Below are 22,164 nucleotides of genomic sequence, written 5' to 3' on the forward strand. Positions count from 1 at the left end.
TTGGACATCGCGTCGATTTCCGAGCCGTCTGCGTGTCGCCGGGGGGCACGGGATGGCGCACGACTTCGACGGGCGGGATCGGCGCCGGAGGCTGCGGGAAGCCGCCGACCGGCCATGATATTCCTCGAGTGGCTCGTCGCCGCTCTGTCGCGTATCGTGATCCGCTTCATAGCCGTCGTTGCCGGGTTGCAGGCGCTCAACTACGTCATCGGCGGCGACGATCAGTACAAGCAGTGGGCGCTCGCCAACCAGGGTGAGATCGTCATTGCGCTCGCCCTGATCGTCGTGATGGGATTGATCTACGAGTGGCTTCGGGATCCCTAGCCATGTTGCCGCCGACCACAGCCATCGTCGCGTTCGCCGTGCTCTTCGGGCACCCTTTCTTGCAGGTCTGCGCGTTCGGCCTCGGCAGGAAGGCGTTCGCGGTGTCCTGGCTCGGGCGCGCGACGACGTACGGGATCGCGGCGCTCGCCGGCCTGTCGGCGGCTCTCCTGCTCGGGTCCTTCGAGGCGTCCGGCACCGCGTCGGATCCGGTCCCGACCGAGCGCGCGGCGCCGGCGAGCCCGGGACCTGCAGCGCCCGTCCTTCCGTCCGACTTCCAGCTGCCCGCCTATCTCGTCGCCAGGGACGGCCGCTACTACTTCAAGGCCGCCGACGGTTCGGAATCCTTGATCCAGGATCCGGTCAACACGCGTGCCATCAAAAATCTGATCGCCCTGCAGAAGGACGCGCTCAAATTTCGAACGTTCCTGGCCCGGACCGACAGGCCGTCGCCGGCTTGGGGAAGCGGGAAGGAATTGCCGGCCGGCATCGGCGATTGGGTCGCCGGTCCCGGCGGCTGGGTGGCCGGCAACGATGCGGAGGCTGGTAAGGTGCGCTGAGGCCCGGTCGCGGCGATGCGGGTTCCGCGGCGGCCACCTCCCACCCGGATGCGAAGCGCAACCGCTCCGCGGGCCGCTACGCCGCGCTGGCGTCCTCCGTGAGGCGCGTCACCAGGATCTTGTCGACGCGGCGGCCGTCGAGATCCACCACCTCGAAGCACCAGCCGGCGATGTCGCAGGTCTCTCCCGTCTCCGGCAGGCGCTGCAGGCGCTCGATGACGAGGCCGGCGGCCGTCTCGTAGTCCCGCGAGGCTTCGAGCTTGATGCCGAGCTGGTCGGCCATCTCGTCCACCGGCATCCAGCCGGCGATCAGCCAGGAGCCGTCCGCCCGCTGCACCGCCTCCGGCTCCGGATCCTCCGAGCGGAAGGCGCCCGCGATGGCGTCGAGGATGTCGGCGGGCGTGACGAGCCCGTCGAAATGGCCGTACTCGTCGTGCACGAGCGCCATCGGCACCTCGGCGTCCTGGAGCGCGTTCAGGGCGTCGAGGGCGTCGAGGGTGTCGGGCAGGACCGGCGCGCGGCGCACGTGCCGGCGCAGGTCGAGACTCTCGCCCGCCATCAGCGGCTTCACGAGGTCTCGCACCTGCAGGACGCCGACCATGTTGTCGGCGCCGCCCTCCGCCACCGGCAGGCGCGAGTGCGGGCTCGCCAGCAGGGCGGCGCGGATCTCGTCCTCGTCCCGGTGCAGGTCGATCCAGTCGACGTCCGTGCGCGGCGTCATCACGCCGCGCACGGCCCGGTCGCCGAGGCGCAGCACGCCCGCGATCATCTTGCGCTCGCCCGTCTCGATGACGCCCGCGGTCTCGGCCTCGGCGACGAGGTGGCGGATCTCCTCCTCGGTCACGGCGCTCGCGCTCTCGGTCTCCTGGCCGATCAGGCGGAAGACCGCCCGCGTCGAGGCGTCGAGCAGCCAGACCGCGGGCTTGGCCACCCGCGAGACGAGGCGCATGGCCGGGCTGACCATGCAGGCGACGCCCTCGGGGTCGCGCAGCGCGAGGTGCTTCGGCACCAGTTCGCCGATGATCACCGACAGGTAGGTGATGATGCCGATGACGAGGCCGTAGCCCAGCGTGTCGGCCCAGCCCTTCGGCAGGCCCGTGTCGACGAGGATCGTGGCGAGGCGCTCGCCGAGCGCCGCGCCCGAGACGGCGCCCGAGAGGATGCCGACCAGGGTGATGCCGATCTGGACGGTCGAGAGGAAGCGACCCGGCTCCTCCGCGAGGGCCAGCGCCGCGTGGGCGCCGGAGCGGCGCTCCTCGACCATGGAGCGCAGGCGGCTCTTGCGGGAGGAGACGACGGCGAGTTCGGACAGGGCGAACACGCCGTTGAGGGCGATGAGGGCAACGGCGACGGCGAGTTCGAGCACGGCTGCGGAACATCAAGCCGGTGCCGCCGATGCGGCGCGCCGGGCTTCCTCTGATGATGACGGGCGGCGTCCTTGATGGAGGTCGCGCCCTGCCGGGTCAACCGACCGGGCCGACATCCGATCCGCCCGGGCCGGAAAACCGGGGACCCGCGGGTCGCCGCCCGCCTCGCCCTACCGCGGCAGCGGGGCGAGGCGCGACAGCCGGATCGCGATGGCGAGCGCGATTCCGTACAGGCCGCCGAGGAAGGCGACGACGCCCGTCCAGCCCCCGTGCACGAAGAACCAGCCCCCCGCGGTGCCGAGGACGGACGAGCCGAGATAGTAGAGGCAGAGATAGACGGAGGAGGCCTGGGCGCGGTCGCGCAGGGCGCGCCGCCCGACCCAGCTGCTCGCCACCGAGTGCGCCCCGAAGAAGCCGATCGTGACCACGGCGATGCCGCCGACGATGACGTACAGGTTGCCGGAGAGCGTCATCAGAATGCCGAGGAGGCCGAGGCTGATGGCGAGCCACAGCACCTTGCGCCTTCCGAGCCGGCTCGCGATCTCGCCGGTCACCGCCGAGCTCGCCGTCCCGAGGAGGTAGACGACGAAGATCGCGCCGATCGTCGCCTGGCTGAGCGAGAAGGGCGGGTCGAGCAGGCGGAAGCCGATGTAGTTGTAGACGCAGACGAAGCCGCCCATCAGCAGGAACGCCTCGGCGTACAGCCAGGGCAGGCCGGCATCGCGGAAGTGCTGCGTGAAGGTGCCGGGAACCTCCCGCCACCGCATCCGGTGGGCGGTGAAGCGGCGCGATTCGGGCAGCGCCCGCCAGAAGGTGATTGCGGCGAGGAGCGCGAGCACGCCGATCGTGCCGAGCCCGATCCGCCAGGAGCCGAAATCGGCGATCACGCCCGCGATCAGGCGCCCGACCATGCCGCCGAGGGCGTTGCCGCCGATGAGGAGCCCCATCGACAGGCCGATGGCGCGCCCGTGCATCTCCTCGCTGAGATAGGCCATCGCCACCGCGGGCAGGCCGCTCGCGGTGATCCCGGTGAGCGCCCGCAGCACCAGGAAGCCGTGCCAGCTCGGCACGAGGCAGGCGATGATGGTGAGGATCGCCGAGGCGAACAGGGAGGCCACCATCACGGGCTTGCGCCCCCAGACCTCGGAGAGCGGGCTCACCACGAGGAGGGAGACGGCGAGCGTCGCGCAGGGCAGCGACAGGGCGAGGCTGCTCTCGGCCGGCGAGACGTGGAAATCGTCCGCGTAGACGGGCAGCAGCGGCTGCACGCCGTAGAGCACCGCGAAGGTGGAGAAGCCGGCGGCGGCGAGAGCCAGGGTCGTGCGCCGGAAGACCGGCGTGCCGGCCTCGATCAACCGGTCATCCGCCTCCTCCATTCCCCCTCCGCTCCTGCCCCGCGCGAGGCTCCGGTGTGGGCCGGGCGGCAGGGGGCGTCAACCGCGCCGACCCCGGCGCGGCTGACAGGCGGAGGCTTTCCGAACGGTGGCCGGGCCCCTCAGCGCGGGGGCTCGGCCTGCGCCTCGCCCTGCTGGATCAGCGGCGTGATCCGGCGGACCGTGACGCGGCGGTTCTCCCGCGAGGGACCTTGCGTGCTCACCTTGAGGTACTGCTCGCCGTAGCCCTGCGTGGTCAGGTTCTCGGGCGGCACCTGGAACTGCTGGGTCAGCACGGTCGCCACCGACTGGGCGCGGCGATCCGACAGGGACAGGTTGTCCACGTCGGCGCCCACCGCGTCGGTGTAGCCCTCGATCAGGAACACCTCCTGCGGGTTGTTGCGGATCGCCTGGTTGATGGCCTGAGCGATCGTGGAGAGGCGGGCCGCCTGGTCCGGCGTCACCGTGAACGAGCCCGTGTCGAAGTTGATCGTGTCGATGTCGACGCTGCGCATGCGGGCGCGCAGCTGCGGGCTGTAGCGGACCTGGTCGAGCGTGTAGCGCCGCTCGATCGGCGCGACGGGCGGGGCGGTGAGCGCCTCGTAGACGGTGCGCTCGTCCGCGCCGTCGTAGTCCACGATGTAGCGGTCGCGCGGGATCCGGATGTCCGGCGGCGGCAGCACCACCACGTCCTCGTAGATCGGGCGCGGGCGCCCGCCGAAGGCGTTGTCGATGATCACCACCTCGCGCCCGTCGCGGAAGCGGCGCGAGCGGCGCAGCAGGCGGCCGTCGTCGTCCACCACCGTGATGATCTGCTCGCCGCCCGGCCGGTCGAGATAAGTGACGACCTCGCCGCCGCGGCGCTCGCTGCGGTAGCGGCCGCGGTCGAGCTCGCGGAAGCGCTCGTTCTCGTCGTGGCGGATGAAGTAGCCGTCGCGGTCCCGCACGATGATGCGGCCGGGCTCGCGGATGTAGGTGCGGCCGCCCTCGTTGAACTCGCGCCGGTCGCGCCGGATGCGCTCGTAGTCGCGGATGTCCTCGTTGTCCTCGCGGAAGCCGCCGGGCACGTAGCCGGGCCGGCCCGGCGCGTTGAAGCCGTCGCGGCGATCGCGGTCGCGGTCGTCGAAGCGCCCGCCTTGCTGGTCGGGCGCGACGCCGGGGGGCTGGACGGGACGGCCGGGCACGCCCGGCTGCGCGTTCGGCGCGGTCGCCGGCGCGCCCCGCTGCTGCGTGCCGTCGGGCGTCGGGCTCCCCGGCTGGCCCGGCGTCGGCTCGACCGGGCGGCCGGGCACGCCGGGCTGGGCGTTCGGCGCGGCGGCCGGGGGTGCGCCGGGCTGGCCCGGCGGCGTGCCGGGGGTCGGCGCGCCGTCGCGGCGGGCGCCCGGCTGCTCCCCGGGACCGCCCGGAGGCTGGACCGGACGTCCGGGCACGCCCGGCTGCGCGTTCGGGGCCGCGCCCGGCGCGCCCTCGCGCCTGCCGCCCGGCTGGCCCTGCGCGTCGGGCTGAACGGGGCGGCCCGGCACGCCGGGCTGGGCATTCGGCGCGGCCGCGGGCGGCTGGCCGGGGCGCTGGGCCGGCGGCGTCTCCGCGCCGGGCGCGCGGCGGCCGGGCTCGGGCGCCTCGCGCCGCTCGTCCCTGCGCTCGTCGCGGCGGTCCTGGGTCGCCGGACGCTCCTGGCGGTCCGGTGTCCGCTCGCGCGAGGCGGGCGGGCTTGCGCGCTCGGCCGGCGCGCGGTCGGGGGTCCGGTCCTGCTGTGGACGGTCCGGCGCGCGGTCGGGGCGGGCGCCGGGCGCCTCGCGCTCCTGCCGCGGCTCGGGACGTTCCTGGCGCTCTTGGCGCTCTTGGCGCTCCTGCCGCGGAGCGGGACGCTCCGGCCGCTCGGCGGGCGCCCGCTCCTGGGGACGTTCTTGGGCACGTTCTTGGGCACGCTCGGGCGCCCGCTCCTGACGCGGCTCGGGCCGAGGCTGCGGAGGACGCTCCGGCGCGGCCCGCTCGGGCCTCGGCTCGGGACGCTCCGGACGATCGGGCCGCTCCGGTCGCTCTTGCCGCTCCGGTCGCTCTTGCCGCTCGCGGGCGGCCGGCGGGGGCGCGGCGCGCTCCGGGGCACCGCGCTCGGGCCGGCCACCGCCGCCGGGCGGGCCGCCCCGCGGACCCTCACCGCCGCCGCCGCGCGGCCCTTCGCCGCCGCCGCGAGGTCCGCCCTCGCCGGGGCCGCCCTGCGCGAGGCGCACGATCCCGTCCCGCTGGCCCGTCGAAGGACCCTGGCCCGCCCAGTCCTGCTGGCCCGCCCGGACGAGGTCCGGCCCGGAGAGGAGCAGGGCCGGCAGCATGGTGCCGGTCAGGAGCAGGCTTCGGGTCTTCCGCATGGGAATCGTCTCGCGCTTCGGTTCGAACGGGGCCGAACGGGGTCGGGCGCGATATGGTTCCCGAGGGCGCGAGGTCAAATTCCGGAGGCGCCGCGGCGCGCCTCCGGGCGGGCAATTCCCCTCTGATCACAAGATCTTGTGCGAACGTCCCGCCGGCCGCAGGGTCAGGGCGTGCCCGACCGGTTCGGCACCGCGATCACGTTCGGGGCGATCACGCGGATCGCCGGGCGCGCGCCGGCATCCGTCGAGGCCGTGGTCGTCGGCGCGGCCTCGGTGGCGCCCGGCGTCGCCTCGGGCACGGGCGCGCCCGTGCGCCCGGCCGCGTCCGCGGCGAGGCCCGCCGCCGTCTTGTCGGCGCGCCCGACGAGCGTGAGGCGGACCTTCGGCCGCGACAGCGCCTCCGCCTGCATCGGCGTGACGAAGATGTCGCCCTTGTGCCGGACCAGCATGCTCTCGGCCTTCACCAGCGTCTGCGCCCAGCTCTGCCCCTCCTTCTTGCAGGAGCAGTTCGGCACGAAGGTCTTCTGGAACTTGAAGGCGTTCGGCAGCGAGGCGTAGGAGCGCCGGCCCTGGATGGTGGCGGCGTGCCTCAGGGCGTCGTCGCCGTGGGGCATCGAGTAGGCGGCCGATTCGGTGCCGGGGCAGAGCGCCTGGCACATCTCGTTCGCGCCCTCGCGCCCGTCCGGCAGGTTCGGCATCGGGAAGTAGGCGCCGTCGCAGGTGCGCACGCAGATCACCTGCGCGCCGCCGCGGGCGTACTGGCCGGCGGGCGTGCCGTCCGGGTTCGTCGGCAGGTCGCCGCAGGCGCTCGCCACCGCGCCCTGGAGCTGGCGGCGGCGGGCGGCCACCACCTCGCCGTTCTCCCCGCCGTAGCCGGCGTTGAGCGCCCGGATGCGCTGCTCCACCGCGCCGCATTGCGGGGGCCGCGTGTCGAAGAACAGGAACCGGCCGCCCTCGCAGTTCAGCGTGCGGTAATAGGCTTCGAGCCGGGAGATCTCCCCCTGCAGGGCGCGGGCCACGTTGGCGCTGTCGTTCAGGCTCGACAGCTCCGCGCGGTAGCGCTGGCAGGCCGGGTTCGGGCTCTGCTGCGCCAGCGCGGCCGGCACCGCGAGCACCGCGAGGGCTCCGGCGGCGAGCGCGCGGACGAGCTGACGAATCTGCGATCGGATCAGCGGCATGGCTCTGTCGATGACGGGTCCGGCCCGAACGCCGGATACGGAACGCGGGCGGTCGAAGCTTAACTTATTTTTACGCGGCCTCGCGGCCCGGCGACAGCCTCCCTACATGCGCCACGTCGCATCAGCGGGGGAAAGGTTGCACCATGTGGCTTCGGAGTCTCACACGTCCGGTCGGCGCGGGCCTCGTGGCGCTCGGTCTCCTCGCCGGGCCGGCGGGCGCGGCCGACGATCCGGACCGCATCTTCGACAAGTCGACCGTGTGGCGCCCGCTGACGCCGAACGACAAGCTCGTCGTCTACGGCATCGACGACCCCGTGGTCGGGGGCGTCGCCTGCCACTACACGCAGCCCGAGAAGGGCGGCATCAAGGGCACGCTCGGGCTCGCCGAGGACGTCTCCGACATCTCGCTGTCCTGCCGGCAGGTCGGCCCGGTGCAGTTCAAGGAGAAGTTCAAGCAGGGCGAGGTGGTGTTCAGCGAGCGCCGCTCGCTGATCTTCAAGTCGATGCAGATCGTGCGCGGCTGCGACGCCAAGCGCAACACGCTGATCTACATGGTCTACTCGGACAAGGTCATCCAGGGATCGCCGAAGAACTCGACCTCGACCGTCCCGCTCATGCCCTGGGGCACGGAGCCGCCGCCGAAATGCGCCGACTTCGTGCGCTGAGCGCGCTCAGTCCTGGCAGGTGATGCGGATCGGCCGCTCGGCGGGCTTCTGTGCCGGCACGGCGTCGATGGCGCCGGTGTAGTCCTCCTGGGCGGCGACGCCGTAGGAGGCGGCCGAGGCGAAGCCCTGCGATTCGCACCACGCGTTGGCGACCACCTGGCCGCACTCGCTCCGGCCGCCGGTCAGGCAGTCGCCGACGCCGTAGCCCTCGCTCGACGGGATCAGGAAGGTGCGCTCGATGGAGGTCGCCGCGGGCTTGGCGGCCTCGGCGCCGGCGCGCGTGGGATGCGCGGCCGCGGTGAGAACGAGGGCACCGAGAAGAGCGCTGAGTCCGGCAGCGGTACGACGCATGAAGGTCTCTCCTGACCGAATTGTTGTGTGTTGTCCTGAAGGTCCGACGGGACGGTAAACAAAGGCTTTAGGACGTCGGTCGCGCGCAGTTCGGAGCGGCCGGGCTCCGGCCCGCCGTCGTTCTCGAAATGCTCACCGTTTTGGGTTAGCGCAGGAGCGCCGGCGGGGCCGTCGCCTCCGCGCAACAGGGGCGGAGGACAGGCCGGCGCCCCAAGGGACGAGAGTGGGTTTCATGGCCTCGATGTTGCGGCTCTACAACACGCTGACCCGGGAGAAGGCGGCCTTCGTGCCGATCGATCCGGGCCATGTGCGCCTGTACGCCTGCGGGCCGACGGTCTACGACGCGGCCCATATCGGCAACGCGCGCCCCATCATCGTCTTCGACCTGCTCTTCCGCCTGCTCCGCCACCTCTACGGGCCGGCCCACGTCACCTACGCCCGCAACGTCACGGACGTGGACGACAAGATCAACGCGCGGGCGGCCGAGCGCGGCATCACCATCCGCGAATTGACGGACGGCACGCTCAGGACCTTCCACGAGGACGTGCGGGCGCTCGGCGTGCTGATGCCCGAGGACGTGAACGTGCCGGGCGAGCGGACGCGCTTCGTGGAGCCCCGCGCCACCGACCACATCGCCGAGATGGCGAGCCTGATCGAGGGGCTGGTCGCGGCGGGCCACGCCTACGTGGCGGAAGGGCATGTCCTGTTCGACGTGCCCTCGATGCCCGATTACGGCGCCCTCTCGAAGCGGCCGCTCGACGAGATGGAGGCCGGCGCCCGGGTCGAGGTGGCGCCCTACAAGCGCTCGCCCCTCGACTTCGTGCTCTGGAAGCCCTCGAAGCCGGGCGAGCCCGCCTGGCCCTCGCCCGCGGGCATCGCGGAGCCGGGGCGGCCCGGCTGGCACATCGAGTGCTCGGCCATGTCCTGGAAGCACCTCGGCCAGACCTTCGACATCCATGCGGGCGGCATCGACCTGATCTTCCCCCACCACGAGAACGAGGTCGCCCAATCCCGATGCTGCTTCGGCACGCCGGTGATGGCCAATGTCTGGCTGCACAACGGCTTCCTGCAGGTCGAGGGCGAGAAGATGTCGAAGTCGCTCGGCAACTTCGTCACCCTGCGGGAGGTCCTGAAGGACTGGCCGGGCGAGGTCGTGCGCCTCAACATGCTCAAGACCCACTACCGCCAGCCGATCGACTGGACGCTGCGGGGCCTCGAGGAATCGGGCCGCATGCTGGAGCGCTGGTACGGGCTCGTGGGGGACGCGGCGCCCGCGTCCGAGCCGCCGGCCTCGGTGCTCGAGCCGCTCCTCGACGACCTCAACACGGCCGCGGCGCTCGCCGAGATCCATCGCCTCGACGAGCCGGCCGCCCTGAAGGCCGGCGCCAACCTCCTCGGCTTCCTCGCCCAGACCCGCTCCGAGCGGGACGCCGCGAGCGTGCGCGCCTCGGGCGTCGACGTCGCCGCGGTCGAGGCGCTGATCGCGGCCCGCCGCGCCGCCCGCGCCGCCAAGGACTGGCCGGAATCCGACCGCGTCCGCGACGCGCTGTCGGCGATGGGCGTGACCGTCAAGGACAACAAGGACGGCACGACGACCTGGAGCGTCGCGGGCTGACCCCCGCCCACCTCTCCGGTTGAGGAGAGGGGACCTGTGCCTGCTCGTTTCCGGCCACCGGCGGCGGAGCCGGCACCCACCTCTCCCGTTCGAAAGAGGGCGAGTGCGCGTCAGCGCACCGGGTGAGGGGTGCGCCTTTTCCGGATAGACCTGAACCCCTCACCCTGTCCCTCTCCCGAACGGGAGAGGGGACCCGCGCCAACGCCCTTCGGGTCGAGCCATGCGAGGGCGACTGCGCCCCACCTCTCCCGTCCGTCAGCGTGCCGGCACCCGGCGGTTGCTCGTCAGAACCGCTCCTTGATGAACTCCTCCGCCTCCGGCGCGGGCTCGCGGCCCGCGGCCTCCCGGCGCAGCATCGGCACGACCTCGGTCGCGTCCTTCGCCACGAGGTAGTTGAGGTCGAGCCCGTCGCGGATGAAGCCGTGGCCGCGCATGTGGTCGAACAGCGTGAGCAGCGGGCGCCAGAAATCGGCGACCGAGACGAGGAGGATCGGCTTGCGGTGCTGGCCGAGCTGCGCCCAGGTCAGCTGCTCCACGAGCTCCTCCAGCGTGCCGATGCCGCCGGGCAAAGCCACGAAGGCGTCCGAGCGGTCGAACATCATGCGCTTGCGGGTGTGCATGTCGCCCACCACGATCGTCTCCTGGATGTCGTCGAGCATGCGCTCGCGCGACTTCAGGAAGTCCGGGATGATGCCGGTGACGTGGCCGCCGCCGTCGAGGACCGCGCGGGCCACGGTGCCCATCAGGCCGACGTTGCCGCCGCCGTAGACGAGGCCGATCCCGGCCGCGGCGAGCGAGCGCCCGAGCGTCTCGGCGGCCTGGCGGAAGGCCGGATCCTCCCCGAACCCTGAGCCGCAATACACGCAGACCGTCTTCACCGGCGCCATCCGGCGTCCTCCCGTCTCTGTTCGCCGCGCCGCCGCGACCCCGCGCGCGAGAACCGCGTCGGGCTGTGCCAAACTGCTGAATTCGCGCGGGATTCACCCCCTCCGGGGCGTCGGCGGCTTGGTGTCTCGGTCATGTACGTTAATATGCCGCGACCAGTCGACGGTTTTGTCGGTCGCCCGCCTGCCGAAACGGCGGGCCGCCGGGCCCCGTCGACGCCTGGGGAGTAGGACGCCATGACGGCGGAGTTGCGGCGGAGCCTCGTTCTGGCGGGCGTCGGCCTGCTGGGAGGGTTCCTGCTGGTGGTCGGCCTGTTCGGCGCCGGCGAGTTCATGAAGCGGGCGGCGGAGCCCCAGCGCCCGCCGCAGGCAGAGGCGCGACCGCCCGTCGCCGCGCTCGGCCGGCCGGCCGGCCCGGACGGCGCCGCGCAGCCCGCGGGCAGGCCACCGGCCGGCCCGGACCGGGCCGGAGTTGGTGCCCAGGCGCCGCAGGCAGACGGCGCGCCGCAGGCAGACGGCGCGCCGCGGGCGAACTCGGCGCCGCAGGCAAATGAGGCGCCGCAGGCCGCACCCGAACGCGCGCCGGGCACGGGCGCGCAGGCGAACGTGGTGCCCGGGGCCGCGCTGCCCTCCGCCGGCGCGCCTGTCCCGCAGGGCGGCCGCCCGGCTGCGACGAACCCGGACGCGGGCCCGACCTTCGACCTCATCCGCGTGGAGCCGGACGGCGAGGCCGTGGTGGCCGGCCGCGGCGCGCCCAACACCGCCGTCGAGATGCTGGTGAACGGCAAGCCGGTCGCCCGCGCGCTCGCCGACCCGTCGGGCCAGTTCGCCATCGTGCCGCCGGCGCTGGCGCCGGGCAGCAGCGAGATCGTGCTGCGCTCCACCGGGCCGGAGGGCCGCGAGACCCGCTCCCGCCAGAGCGTGGCCGTGGTGGTGGCTGAGACGCGCGACACGAAACCGCTCATCGCCCTGACGGCGCCCGACCAGCCGACCGTCGTGCTCTCGCAGCCGGAGCCCGGCGCGCAGGTGGCGGAGGCCAAGCCCGGCGCCGCGCCCGCACCGAGGCCCGGCGCCCCGGCCCGGGAGGCGCGGGCCCAGCAGGAGACGCGGGCCCAGGAGACGCGATCGGCCGAGGCGAAGGCGAAGACGGAGGCCCAGGGCGCGAGCCCGGTGAAGATCGTCAGCGTCGACGCGCAGGAGGGCGGGCGGCTCTTCATCACCAGCCAGGGGGCGCCCGGCGCCACGGTCCGCCTCTATCTCAACGACACGCTGGTGGCGCCGGGCAGCGTGGGCGCCGACGGCAAGGTCACCTTCACGATCGGCCGCGGCGTGCGGCCGGGCGAGTACAAGATCCGGGTCGATCAGGTCGACGCCGTGACCGGCAAGGTCCGGGCGCGCTCGGAGGTGCCGTTCAACTACCCGGCGCCCGCGCGCGTCGCGGGCCGGGAGGGCGCGGAGCCCGCCGCCCCGGCGGCCGTCTTGGCGCCGATGCCCGAGACGCGCGGCCGGTTCTCGGCCGGGACCGCGCCGGAGCCGGGCCGCCCCGTCCCGATGGCGGCCGCGCCGGCGCCGCGCCCGCAGGCCGGTGACCCGGCGCGGGAGCCGCCGACGGGCCCACCCGCCGAGAGCCCGCGGGAGGCGGGCGGCGAGCGCGGCGCGCGGCAGGCCGAGGCGCCGGCCGCCGGCGCCCTGGCCGCGCCGAGCGAGCCGAACGGCGCGGCCGCACCCGCCGGCAACGCGGTCCGGGCCTCGGCCGCGGCGGAGACGCCCGCCGCGCCGCCGGAGACGGCGCGCGGCGTCTTCGTCGCCGAGATCAACACCGCGAAGATCACGCGGGGCGACAGCCTCTGGCAGATCAGCCGGCGCACCTATGGCAAGGGCGACCGCTACACCGTGATCTACGACGCCAACCAGCAGCAGATCCGCGATCCCGACCTGATCTATCCGGGCCAGATCTTCGTGCTGCCGACGGACGAGGGCGAGGCCCAGCGCCAGAAGAAGCGGGGCTGACCGGAGCCGGGTCGCCGCGCCGGGAGCAGGGCGGCCCTGCCGCGCCCGCCCGTGCACGCCGGGGCGGGGCCGCCTATATGCGGTCCCCGTACCCGCGATCCCCGGATACCTTGCCCCGGACACCTCGCCCATGAGTTCCGCCCCCGGGCCGGCCGCGCCCCCCGAGCGTCCCGGCCTCGTCGCCACCTACCGCCGGCTCTGGCCCTACCTCTGGCCCCACGGGCGGCCGGACCTGCAGCGGCGCGTCTTCCTCGCCTTCGGCCTCCTGCTCGTCGCCAAGGTCGCCACCATGGTGACGCCCTTCACCTTCAAGTGGGCGACGGACGCGCTGGTGGCGCTCGCGAACGCCAAGCCCGGCGACAGCCCGCCGACCGGCCTGTTCGCGGCGCCGATGCTGCTCATCGGCCTCTACGGCCTGTCGCGGATCCTGATGGCCGGGCTGACGCAGGTGCGCGACGGGCTGTTCGCCAAGGTGGCGATGCACGCCGTGCGGCGCCTCGCGCTCCAGACCTTCGAGCACATGCACCGGCTCTCGCTGCGCTTCCACCTGGAGCGCAAGACGGGCGGCCTCACCCGCGTGCTGGAGCGCGGCCGCGGCGGCATCGAGGAATTGTCGCGCCTGATGGTGCTGACGCTGGTGCCCACCATCGTCGAGTTCGTGCTCGTCATCGGCGTGCTGGCCTACGAGTTCGACTGGCTCTACTCGGCCGTCGTGTTCGCGATGGTCGCGGCCTATCTCGGCTTCACCTACAAGGCGACCGAGTGGCGGATCGCGATCCGGCGCCGGATGAACAACTCCGACACCGAGGCCAACACCAAGGCCGTCGACTCGCTCCTCAACTACGAGACCGTGAAGTATTTCGGCGCGGAGGGGCGCGAGACCGCCCGCTACGACGCCTCGATGGCGAAGTACGAGACCGCCTCGACGCAGACTTACGTCTCTCTCGCCGTGCTCAACGCCGGCCAGGCCGTGATCTTCACCATCGGCATGACGATCGTGATGTGGCTGTCGGCGCGCGACATCCTGGCGGGGCGGGTGACGATCGGCGGCTTCGTGCTCGTGAACACGATGCTAGTGCAGCTCTCGATGCCGCTCAACTTCATGGGCATGATCTACCGGGAGATCAAGCAGGCGCTGATCGACATCGACGACATGTTCCAGATCCTGCACCGCAACCCCGAGATCGCGGACCGGCCGGGCGCGGCCCCGCTGCGCGTCGAGCAGGCGGCCGTGCGCTTCGAGGACGTGCGCTTCGCCTACAACCCGGACCGGCCGATCCTGCGCGGCGTCTCCTTCTCGGTGGCGCCCGGCCGGACGGTGGCGATCGTCGGCCCCTCGGGGGCGGGCAAGTCCACGCTGTCGCGCCTGCTGTTCCGGTTCTACGAGCCGCAATCGGGCCGCATCACCATCGACGGGCAGGACATCGCGCAGGTGCGCCAGGATTCGCTGCGCGCGGCGATCGGCATGGTCCCGCAGGACACGGTGCTGTTCAACGACACGATCGGCTACAACATCCGCTACGGCCGCTGGGAGGCGAGCGAGGCGGAGGTCCGGGAGGCCGCCCGCCTCGCGCAGATCGACCGCTTCATCGCCGCGCTGCCGGAGGGCTACGAGACGCCGGTGGGCGAGCGCGGCCTCAAGCTCTCGGGCGGCGAGAAGCAGCGCGTCGCCATCGCCCGCACCATCCTGAAGGCACCGCCGATCCTCGTCCTCGACGAGGCGACCTCGGCCCTCGATTCCTTCACCGAGCGCGAGATCCAGGACGCGCTCGACCGGGTCTCGCGGGGGCGCACCACCCTCGTCATCGCCCACCGCCTCTCGACGGTGGTCAACGCCGACGAGATCATCGTGCTCGACCGCGGCCTCGTGGTGGAGCGGGGCGACCACGCGGGGCTGCTCGCGCAGGGCGGCGTCTACGCCGCCCTGTGGAGCCGCCAGCGCGAGGCGGACGAGGCCCGCGAGGCCCTCAAGCGCGCCGAGGACGAGGACGACCTGCCGCACGCCGCGCCCGCGCGCCGGCCCGCGCCCGAGCCGCTGCCGGCGGAGTAGGGGGCGGGACGCGGGGCCCGGGGCGGTTGACGGGAGCCGCCCGGGCTGCCATCCGGCCCCGCCGGGGCGCGCGCTGCCGGCGAGCCGCAGGAGTGCCTGAACCTCCATGACCGATCTCTTCGAGACGATCCGCCGCGTCCTCGTGCCGATCCACAAGGAGGGCTACCCCTTCATCCTGATCGGCATCGTGCTGACGGTGGTGGCCGGCTACTTCTCGCAGTTCTTCGGCTGGATCTTCCTGATCCTGACCCTGTGGGTCTGCTACTTCTTCCGCGACCCCGAGCGCATCACCCCGGTGGGCGACGGGCTCGTGGTCTCGCCCGCGGACGGGCGCGTGAACCTCATCGCCACCGTGCTGCCGCCGCCCGAGCTCGACCTGCCGCAGGTCCCGATGACGCGGATCTCGGTCTTCATGAACGTGTTCGACTGCCACGTGAACCGCGTGCCCGTGACGGGCCGGATCGGGCAGATCCACTACACGCCGGGCCTGTTCCTCAACGCCGAGCTCGACAAGGCGAGCGAGGACAACGAGCGCAACGGCCTCGTCATGGAGACGCTGCACCGCGGCGCGCCGGTGCGCGTCGGCGTGGTCCAGATCGCCGGTCTGGTCGCCCGCCGCATCGTCGGCTTCGTGGCGGCCGGCGATTCGCTGCAGGTCGGCGAGCGCTTCGGCCTGATCCGCTTCGGCTCGCGCGTCGACGTCTACCTGCCCGCCGGCACCCGCGTCCTCGTCGGGCTCGGCCAGAAGGCGGTGGCGGGCGAGACGGTGCTGGCCGACCTCTCGGGCGGGCCCGAGCGGACCTTCCGCCGGATCTGAGGGGGCACCCGATGGACGATCTCTTCCCGCCCTTCGCGCCCGACCCGAACGAGCCGAAGCCGCGCCGCTTCAAGCCGGTGCCGTTCCGGATGATCGCGCCGAACATGATCACCCTGATGGCGCTCTGCCTCGGGCTGACGGCGATCCGCCTCGCCTTCGAGGGGAAGTTCGAGCCGGCGGTGATCGCGATCGTGGTGGCGGCCCTCCTCGACGGCGTCGACGGGCGCGTCGCGCGGCTCCTCAAGGGCACCTCGCGGTTCGGGGCCGAGCTCGATTCGCTCGCCGACTTCGTGAATTTCGGCTGCGCGCCCGCGCTCATCCTCTACGGCTTCGCCCTGCACCCGCTCCGCTCGGTGGGGTGGATCGTGGCGCTGATCTTCGCGATCGCCATGGGCCTGCGCCTCGCCCGCTTCAACGCGATGCTCGACGATCCGAACCGGCCCGAGTGGAAGAAGGACTTCTTCGTCGGCATGCCGGCCCCGGCCGGCGCGCTCACCGCGCTGCTGCCGCTCTACCTGCACTTCCTCGGCTTCTCCTTCGAGCGGTGGGCGGCGCCGCTGGTCCTCGTCTACGTGCTCGGCATCGCGCTCCTCGTCGTCTCGACGGTCCCGACCTTCTCCGGCAAGACCATCGGCAAGCGCGTGCCCCGCGGCTGGGTGCTGCCGATCTTCCTCCTCGGCGTGGCGATCTTCGGCGTGGCGATCAGCTTCCCGTTCGAGGTGATGGTGGCGGTGAGCCTCGCCTATCTCGCGGTGATCCCGTTCGGGGCCATGCAGTACCGGAGGCGGGCCCGCCGCGAGGCCATGGTCCGCTCGGCCGCGGTGGAGGAGACGGTGCCGCAGGGGCCGAAGCCCTAAAGGACCGAGACCCGACGCGCCGCGACCGCACTGCAGGCCCGCGACAGGTCGGATCAGAACAATCGAGAGCTTATTGTTTGGACGAAACGAAACCAATCATTCAACAGTCTGTGATAAGCTGTGTTGCTCATGAAATAGGGATCACGATCGGTCCATGAAGCATTCTGTCAGAATGCGCGGGCCGAGACCGATATTCGCGTTTAGGCCGGATTAATGATCTGGGTGACTCTTGCCCTGTTCGTATTTTTTGTTTGGCAGGTGTCGCGCCGTTACCCCGTGTTTCTTTTTGCTCTAACCGGAGCTATTTGTTTTAATGCTATCTTTTATGTAGTTACTGTTTTTCTTGACAAGAAGAAGCAAGTCAGCGTCATTGCAGCCGCGTACGAGAATTCCAATGCTTGCCGAAATCGACCTGTTCACGTCGCAGTATTGGTACAAAACAAGTACAATCATTCAACAATCAACGAAGTTGCTGTGAAAATTTCTGCGCACCTGGAGAACGATGATCAGTCGACGATGGCATTCCCAGCGCTTGTGCTGAATAAAAAAATTGGTCCGAGAAGTCTCACGATTGAATGTCTTGATTATTCCAATTTCTTGACGGATCGGTTCGTTCAACGAACGCTGCGATGGCAAGTTACGATTATCGACTACAAATTCCAATGAATGACTACATTTTTTCTAACACGGTTATCGATCTGCCCTAAGTCATGCGGGAAAATTGCTTCAGTCGTTATCAGCGCAAGTGCATTGCAGGAGTTGTAATTCGATGATTTAATTTAAACTCTTGATATAATCGTAGCGCGGGTCAATCTGCGATAGATTTAGACGTTGATGCATGCGGCATGCTCGCCTGCATGCCAACTCGTTGCGGACGCCGCCGGTAGAGCAGCGCTGTGGGCGGACACTGCCGAGCCCGCCTCGATTGTCGTGGACAGACCATCCCCGCCCTGTCGCGGCGCGGAATCCGCCCTTAAGCTCGCCCGGGCCGCGAGCGGCGGCCTCGTCCCCGTGGAGGGCCTGCGATGCTCGAGGAGTTCAAGAAGTTCGCGCTGCGCGGAAACGTGGTCGATCTCGCCGTCGGCGTCATCATCGGCGCGGCCTTCGGCGCCATCGTGACCTCGGCGGTGCAGGACCTGTTCATGCCGATCATCGGCGCGATCACGGGCGGGCTCGACTTCTCGAACTACTACGTCCCGCTCTCGTCGAAGGTGCAGGGCGGCCTCGCCTACGCGGAGGCCAAGAAGCAGGGCGCCGTGCTCGGCTACGGGCAGTTCATCACGGTCGCCCTGAACTTCATGATCGTCGCCTTCGTGCTCTTCATGGTGATCCGCGCCATGAACAAGCTGCAGACCCGGGAGGAGCAGAAGCCGGAGGCGGTGGCCGAGGTGCCGGCGGACGTGAGGATCCTCGGAGAGATCCGCGACCTACTGGCGACCCGTCCGCGCGTCTGAGCCGCGCTCGGAGCCCGCCTTCGCGTCCGGGTCGACGCCCAGCGCGTCGAGGATGCGGTCGAGCGCGCCCTCGACGGCGCTCGTCCCCTCCTCGTGGGTCTTGAGGCGCGTCTCCAGGCGCTTGATCTGCGGCTCGAACACCGGCGGCACCGCCTCGTCCCCGAGGTAGCGGGGCTTGTCGGATTTCACGTTGTAGACGGTCCGCAGCTGCTGTCCGAGATGGTCCCGCACCGGTTCCGGCAGGACAGGATTCTGGCTCGCCTCGTCGTCTGCCATCGCATCGCTCTCCCGTTACTTGACAGCGTTAACGTGGAGCAAAGGTTAGACGTTGCGTGGGCGATGAAAAGAAAAGATCAGGACCGCGTGAGCGCCGGCATGAAAAAGGCCCCGGCGCGGGGCGCCGGGGCCGGATCGGGGACGGCGCCCGAGGGCGCCGCCCGTTGCCTCAGTCGATGACCTCGACGATGCGGTGGCCGCGGTCGACCAGCACCGGGCGGTCGTTCACGACGGTGTAGCGGTAGCCCGGCTTCACCCGGTACTCGTCCGGCACGTCGTAGTAGGTCACGCCCGAGGACGGCAGCGTGGTGCCGACCGCGACGCGGCCGTCGTAATCGTAGGAGCGGACGCGGCGCTCGGTGACGTAGCTGCGGAAGCGCGGACGATCATCGACGCCCAGGATGCCGCCGACCGTGCCGGTCGCCGCACCCACCGCGCCGCCGACGATCGCGCCCACCGGGCCCGCCGCATCGGCGCCGTCGCGGGCGCCCTGCTCGGCACCGCGCACGAGGCCCTGGGCCTGGGCAGCCATCGGGAGGGCGAGGGCGATCGCGGACGCCGCGAGAAGGGTCTTGATGTTCATGAGAAATCTCCGTTTCCAACGTCCCGCCGCGTTCGGCACGGGCCGAGCACAGCGGAGCTTGGGCCGGTAACGCACGACCTTTCGAAAGGGATGCGTCGAAATTTCCTATGCCTGAAATTTAGTCAACAGACCGGCCGAGACCCGCTCAGGCCTCCTTCGGCATGGCCGACTGGATGAACCGGTCCGAGCCGAGATCCTCCTCGTCGTAGCCGAGCAGCTCGGCGAGGCGCCCGCGGGCGCGGCTGACGCGGCTCTTCACCGTTCCGACCTTGCAGCCCATGATCGTGGCGGCCTCCTCGTAGGACACGCCCTCGGCGCCGACGAGGACGAGGGCCTCGCGCTGGTCCGGCGGCAGCTTGGCGAGCGCGCTCTGCAGGTCCTCGACGTCGAGCCGGTCGCCCTGGTGCGGGGCGGTGGCGAGGCGGGCGGCGTAGGAGCCGTCCTGGTCCTCGACCTCGCGCACGCGCTTGCGGTGGTCCGAGTAGAAGATGTTGCGCAGGATCGTGAACAGCCACGCGTTCAGGTTCGTGCCCGGCTGGAAGCGGGCGCGGTGCTGCCAGCCCTTCAGCAGCGTGTCCTGCACGAGGTCGTCCGAGCGGGCCGGGTTCGAGGTGAGCGAGAGCGCGAAGGCCCGCAGGCTCGGCACGGCGGCCAGCAGCCCGTCGCGGAAATCGGGCTCGACGGCCTCGCCCTGGGCGCGGAGCGCCGCTTCCAGCTTCTCGATCAGCTCCGCGAAGCGGTTGGGCATCTCGGCCTGGCCGATCGCCTCGTAGGCGGTCCGGAGATGGTCTCCGAGATGGGTGCGGATGTTGGCCGGCAGGTTCGGCCGGGCATCGGCGTCCCGGTCCGGACGGTCGGGTATGGTCTGGATCTCGTCGCTTCGCATGGCTCGTCTGAGATGGCTTGATCTTGGGCGCCGACCGGTGGTCCCCTTACCAGTCGGCGATATGGTTGAGATCCGTTGTAGCGCATCGCGTCCCTGCGCGCACCTTTCGCAGGGGCGCGGCGCCTCCGATCAACAGGCGTGGGGGCCGCTCACCGGCGCGGCGAGGGTGCGCGCCGGCCCCTGGCCCGGCTTGACGAGGCGGATGCCGCCGTCGCGCAGCACCAGCACGTCGCCGCGCGCGAGGTCGGTCCAGGTCTCGTCGCGTGTCAGCGCCTGCGTGGCGATGACGGTGACGACGTCGCGCTCCGTGGTCTCCTGCGCGAAGTCCACACGCCAGTCCTCGTCCACGAGGGTGGCGGTGCCGAACGGCGCGCAGCGGGTGAGGTAGCAGAGCCGCTTGCCGCAATGGGCGTAGAGGGAGCGGCTGTCGGTGAGCAGCATGTTGAAGACGCCGCGCCCGTGCAGCTCGGCGCAGAGGTCGGCCACCGCCCGGTCGAGGACGGCCGGCTTCGGCAGGGCGCGCCAGCGGGCCTGTAGCTGGCCGAGCATCCAGCAGAAGGCGTGCTCGCTGTCCGTGGTGCCGACCGGGTGGAAGCCGGTCAGCGGCAGCCGCTTCACGCCCTTCAACTGGCCGTTGTGCGCGAAGGTCCAGCGCCGGCCCCACAGCTCGCGCGAGAACGGGTGGGTGTTCTCCAGCGACACGCGCCCGCGGTTGGCCTTGCGCACGTGTGCCACGACGATGCGGCTCTTGATGGGGTAGTTGCGCAGGAGCTTGGCGAGCTCCGAGCGGGCGCTCGGCTCCGGGTCGTGGAAGGTGCGGCAGCCCCGGCCCTCGTAGAAGCTGATGCCCCACCCGTCCACGTGCGGCCCCGTCTCGCCGCCGCGCCGCGCCAGGGCGGCGAAGGAGAAGCGGATGTCGGTGGGCACGTTCGCGGACATGCCGAGCAGTTCGCACATCGGGTGTTCGGGCGCCGGAGGGGTTGAGGCGGAGGAGGCGAGATGTAGAAGCCTCCGCGCCCCCGAACAACCGTCGCGCTTTCAGCGGGCGAGAGAGTCGGTGAGCGTCAGGCCCATCAGGATCGCGACCCGGAAGAAGCCGACCCCGGAGAGAGGCGCGGCGCCAGCACAACGAGGCTCTCCGCGGCCGCGTCGACCGCGTCGCCGCTTCCGGACACCAGAACGGATTCGAGCCGGTTCAGGACCGCTCCGGGATCGCGGACGTCCGCGAGGTCGACCCTGTCGGCGTGCAGGAGTTCCAGGGCCTCCGCCCGCGCCTCGAAGGAGCCGTGCTCGATCACGGTGAGGAAGGCGTCGAGGGGGAGTGCCGCCCCGAGGCGGTCGAGCGCGTAGAGCAGGGTGCCGGACGCGGCCGCGACCTCCGGGCGCGCCACCTGCGCCGCGATCAGCGTCGCGCCCTCCGGCGCGTTGAGATCGGCGAGGGCGACGGCCGCGGCGTTCCGGACCCGGTTCGACGTGGTCTTTCCGAGGAGGGTGCCGATCATCGCCGGTTGCCACGGGCCTTCGGGGTCGTCCGCCGCGTGCCGCAGCGCCGACAGGGTCCCGTCCTCGTTGCCGGGATCGAGCGCGAGAGCGATATCCTGGGACCCTTCACGTTCCATCGCCATGATCAGGCACCTTTCCCGGAGCGACGACTGTCGACCCACGTCTCGTAGGCGGCCTCGGCCTCCGCCCTGCTGCCGAGATCGTTCCCGCCGGCCTCGTCCTTGCCCTTCCGATGCCACCAATCGCAAAAGTCCTCGAAGTCGGGATAACGATCGAGGCCGTGCCATCGGTCCCGCCTCGACTGCCAGCCGCCGCGGAACGGCGGCTCGTCCCCCCGCGCGATCTCGAAGATAACAAACACAAGTTGCCGCGATTCGTAACACCATCTGCCGAGCATGCGGTCCCGTGCCTCTGATCGCCGGCACAGACGTTAAACGTACCGGCCGCCGCGTCGACTGAATTCGTCGCGTAAAACTCGCTTTTCACGGCAGCGTGCATTTGGAGCAACAGACAGACCTGCAACGGATCAAATCATCGGTTCGCCACGCACAGGATCGGAAACACCATGATCCAGATCAGGTTGATGAAATTCGAGTAGAGGCCGTTGACCTCGATCCAGTTCTGGTGGCGGGAGAGGAAGTCCGGTCGCGAGGCGATCCAGGTCATCCCGAGCCGGATGCGGATGCCGGTGAACAGGTGCTCGGCGTGCAGCGCGGTCACCACGGAGTCGAGGTTCACGAAGAGCCGCGAAGCCGGCGTCTCGGCCAGCGCGTAGGGGCGGTCCGAGAGGAAGGGCATCGATCCCGAGGGTGGCGGCGCGCCGCTGCTGCTCGACGCTCTCGAAATGCGCGACGCGGGCGGCGCCGACGCGCTCGGGGGGCTCCGCACCCGCGCTCACCCGTGCGGCCTCCCCGTCTGGCGCTCCTGGATCGGGTCGTCGTAGGGCACTGTCGGCATGGCCGGCGGGCAGAGGAAGTTGTGGGTCGGCGGCGGCGAGGCGGTCTCCCACTCCAGGCCCTTCGCGTTCCAGGGGACGGCGGGCGCCCGC

Annotated in this window: 23 protein-coding genes; 10 read left to right on the forward strand and 13 right to left on the reverse strand. The window is 71.2% G+C overall.

Going from position 1 to position 22,164, the window contains the following annotated elements:
* Window positions 1-114 precede the first annotated feature (114 nt).
* Window positions 115-324, forward strand: a complete 210-nt coding sequence (locus tag MOX02_RS04975; RefSeq protein ID WP_147024705.1) for a hypothetical protein — start codon at window positions 115-117, stop codon at window positions 322-324.
* Between the two features lie 2 nt (window positions 325-326).
* Window positions 327-881, forward strand: coding sequence for a hypothetical protein (locus MOX02_RS04980; protein ID WP_147024706.1), 555 nt, complete (start codon window positions 327-329; stop codon window positions 879-881).
* 76 nt (window positions 882-957) lie between these two features.
* Here MOX02_RS04980 and MOX02_RS04985 read toward each other — a convergent pair whose 3' ends face one another.
* The 4 genes from MOX02_RS04985 to MOX02_RS05000 form a co-directional block, all read right to left on the reverse strand.
* Window positions 958-2,247 (reverse strand): hemolysin family protein, encoded by a 1,290-nt coding sequence (locus tag MOX02_RS04985; RefSeq protein ID WP_147024707.1) that lies wholly within the window; start codon window positions 2,245-2,247, stop codon window positions 958-960.
* 171 nt (window positions 2,248-2,418) lie between these two features.
* Window positions 2,419-3,624 carry an MFS transporter gene (locus MOX02_RS04990; RefSeq protein ID WP_147024708.1) on the reverse strand — a complete coding sequence of 402 codons (1,206 nt, stop codon included), beginning with the start codon at window positions 3,622-3,624 and terminating at the stop codon, window positions 2,419-2,421.
* Between the two features lie 119 nt (window positions 3,625-3,743).
* The gene (locus MOX02_RS04995) at window positions 3,744-5,987 is read right to left on the reverse strand and encodes an OmpA family protein (protein ID WP_147024709.1); all 2,244 of its coding nucleotides are present in this window, start codon (window positions 5,985-5,987) and stop codon (window positions 3,744-3,746) included.
* Between the two features lie 164 nt (window positions 5,988-6,151).
* Window positions 6,152-7,165, reverse strand: a complete 1,014-nt coding sequence (locus tag MOX02_RS05000; protein ID WP_147024710.1) for a DUF2865 domain-containing protein — start codon at window positions 7,163-7,165, stop codon at window positions 6,152-6,154.
* Between the two features lie 143 nt (window positions 7,166-7,308).
* On the opposite strand from MOX02_RS05000, the gene MOX02_RS05005 reads away from it, so the two are divergent.
* A complete protein-coding gene (locus MOX02_RS05005) occupies window positions 7,309-7,830 on the forward strand; it encodes a CreA family protein (RefSeq protein ID WP_147024711.1) in 522 nt (173 codons plus the stop codon).
* A gap of 6 nt (window positions 7,831-7,836) precedes the next feature.
* On the opposite strand, the gene MOX02_RS05010 is transcribed toward MOX02_RS05005, so the two are convergent.
* On the reverse strand, window positions 7,837-8,181 hold the full coding sequence (locus MOX02_RS05010; protein ID WP_147024712.1) for a hypothetical protein: 345 nt from the start codon (window positions 8,179-8,181) through the stop codon (window positions 7,837-7,839).
* Between the two features lie 232 nt (window positions 8,182-8,413).
* Between MOX02_RS05010 and cysS the strand changes: the two genes are divergently transcribed.
* Window positions 8,414-9,796 (forward strand): cysteine--tRNA ligase, encoded by a 1,383-nt coding sequence (cysS, locus tag MOX02_RS05015; RefSeq protein WP_147024713.1) that lies wholly within the window; start codon window positions 8,414-8,416, stop codon window positions 9,794-9,796.
* Between the two features lie 284 nt (window positions 9,797-10,080).
* Here cysS and MOX02_RS05020 read toward each other — a convergent pair whose 3' ends face one another.
* Complete coding sequence (locus MOX02_RS05020; RefSeq protein ID WP_147024714.1) at window positions 10,081-10,683, reverse strand: LOG family protein; 603 nt, start codon at window positions 10,681-10,683, stop codon at window positions 10,081-10,083.
* 234 nt (window positions 10,684-10,917) lie between these two features.
* Here MOX02_RS05020 and MOX02_RS05025 point away from each other — a divergent pair, with 234 nt between their 5' ends.
* From MOX02_RS05025 to mscL, 6 genes are all read left to right on the forward strand, one after another.
* Window positions 10,918-12,690: a LysM peptidoglycan-binding domain-containing protein gene (locus MOX02_RS05025; RefSeq protein ID WP_147024715.1), complete on the forward strand. Its 1,773-nt coding sequence runs from the start codon at window positions 10,918-10,920 to the stop codon at window positions 12,688-12,690.
* Between the two features lie 130 nt (window positions 12,691-12,820).
* Window positions 12,821-14,740, forward strand: coding sequence for an ABCB family ABC transporter ATP-binding protein/permease (locus MOX02_RS05030; protein WP_147024716.1), 1,920 nt, complete (start codon window positions 12,821-12,823; stop codon window positions 14,738-14,740).
* A 106-nt stretch (window positions 14,741-14,846) separates the two neighbouring features.
* The gene (locus MOX02_RS05035) at window positions 14,847-15,557 is read left to right on the forward strand and encodes a phosphatidylserine decarboxylase (protein WP_147024717.1); all 711 of its coding nucleotides are present in this window, start codon (window positions 14,847-14,849) and stop codon (window positions 15,555-15,557) included.
* A gap of 11 nt (window positions 15,558-15,568) precedes the next feature.
* Window positions 15,569-16,414 (forward strand): CDP-alcohol phosphatidyltransferase family protein, encoded by an 846-nt coding sequence (locus MOX02_RS05040; protein WP_147024718.1) that lies wholly within the window; start codon window positions 15,569-15,571, stop codon window positions 16,412-16,414.
* Window positions 16,415-16,636: 222 nt separating this feature from the next.
* Window positions 16,637-17,080 (forward strand): hypothetical protein, encoded by a 444-nt coding sequence (locus MOX02_RS05045; protein ID WP_147024719.1) that lies wholly within the window; start codon window positions 16,637-16,639, stop codon window positions 17,078-17,080.
* A 359-nt stretch (window positions 17,081-17,439) separates the two neighbouring features.
* Window positions 17,440-17,868, forward strand: coding sequence for a large conductance mechanosensitive channel protein MscL (gene mscL / locus MOX02_RS05050; protein ID WP_147024720.1), 429 nt, complete (start codon window positions 17,440-17,442; stop codon window positions 17,866-17,868).
* On the opposite strand, the gene MOX02_RS05055 is transcribed toward mscL, so the two are convergent.
* The 7 genes from MOX02_RS05055 to MOX02_RS05085 all read right to left on the reverse strand — a co-directional run bounded on the left by MOX02_RS05055 (window position 17,842) and on the right by MOX02_RS05085 (window position 21,914).
* Complete coding sequence (locus tag MOX02_RS05055) at window positions 17,842-18,144, reverse strand: hypothetical protein (protein WP_147024721.1); 303 nt, start codon at window positions 18,142-18,144, stop codon at window positions 17,842-17,844. The two genes, mscL and MOX02_RS05055, sit on opposite strands and share 27 nt — an antisense overlap.
* Window positions 18,145-18,313: 169 nt before the next feature.
* Complete coding sequence (locus tag MOX02_RS05060; RefSeq protein WP_147024722.1) at window positions 18,314-18,727, reverse strand: DUF1236 domain-containing protein; 414 nt, start codon at window positions 18,725-18,727, stop codon at window positions 18,314-18,316.
* Window positions 18,728-18,872: 145 nt separating this feature from the next.
* Entirely contained in the window at window positions 18,873-19,613 is a 741-nt protein-coding gene (locus MOX02_RS05065; protein WP_147024723.1) for a NepR family anti-sigma factor, read from the reverse strand.
* A 129-nt stretch (window positions 19,614-19,742) separates the two neighbouring features.
* Window positions 19,743-20,570, reverse strand: a complete 828-nt coding sequence (locus MOX02_RS05070; RefSeq protein WP_147024724.1) for a class II glutamine amidotransferase — start codon at window positions 20,568-20,570, stop codon at window positions 19,743-19,745.
* 116 nt (window positions 20,571-20,686) lie between these two features.
* Complete coding sequence (locus MOX02_RS05075) at window positions 20,687-21,238, reverse strand: hypothetical protein (RefSeq protein ID WP_147024725.1); 552 nt, start codon at window positions 21,236-21,238, stop codon at window positions 20,687-20,689.
* Between the two features lie 2 nt (window positions 21,239-21,240).
* On the reverse strand, window positions 21,241-21,513 hold the full coding sequence (locus tag MOX02_RS05080) for a hypothetical protein (RefSeq protein ID WP_147024726.1): 273 nt from the start codon (window positions 21,511-21,513) through the stop codon (window positions 21,241-21,243).
* Window positions 21,514-21,647: 134 nt separating this feature from the next.
* Window positions 21,648-21,914 carry a cytochrome c oxidase subunit 3 family protein gene (locus MOX02_RS05085; RefSeq protein WP_238179415.1) on the reverse strand — a complete coding sequence of 89 codons (267 nt, stop codon included), beginning with the start codon at window positions 21,912-21,914 and terminating at the stop codon, window positions 21,648-21,650.
* Between the last annotated feature and the right edge of the window lie 250 nt (window positions 21,915-22,164).

It is taken from the genome of Methylobacterium oxalidis (genome assembly GCF_007992195.1).
GTDB lineage: Bacteria > Pseudomonadota > Alphaproteobacteria > Rhizobiales > Beijerinckiaceae > Methylobacterium > Methylobacterium oxalidis.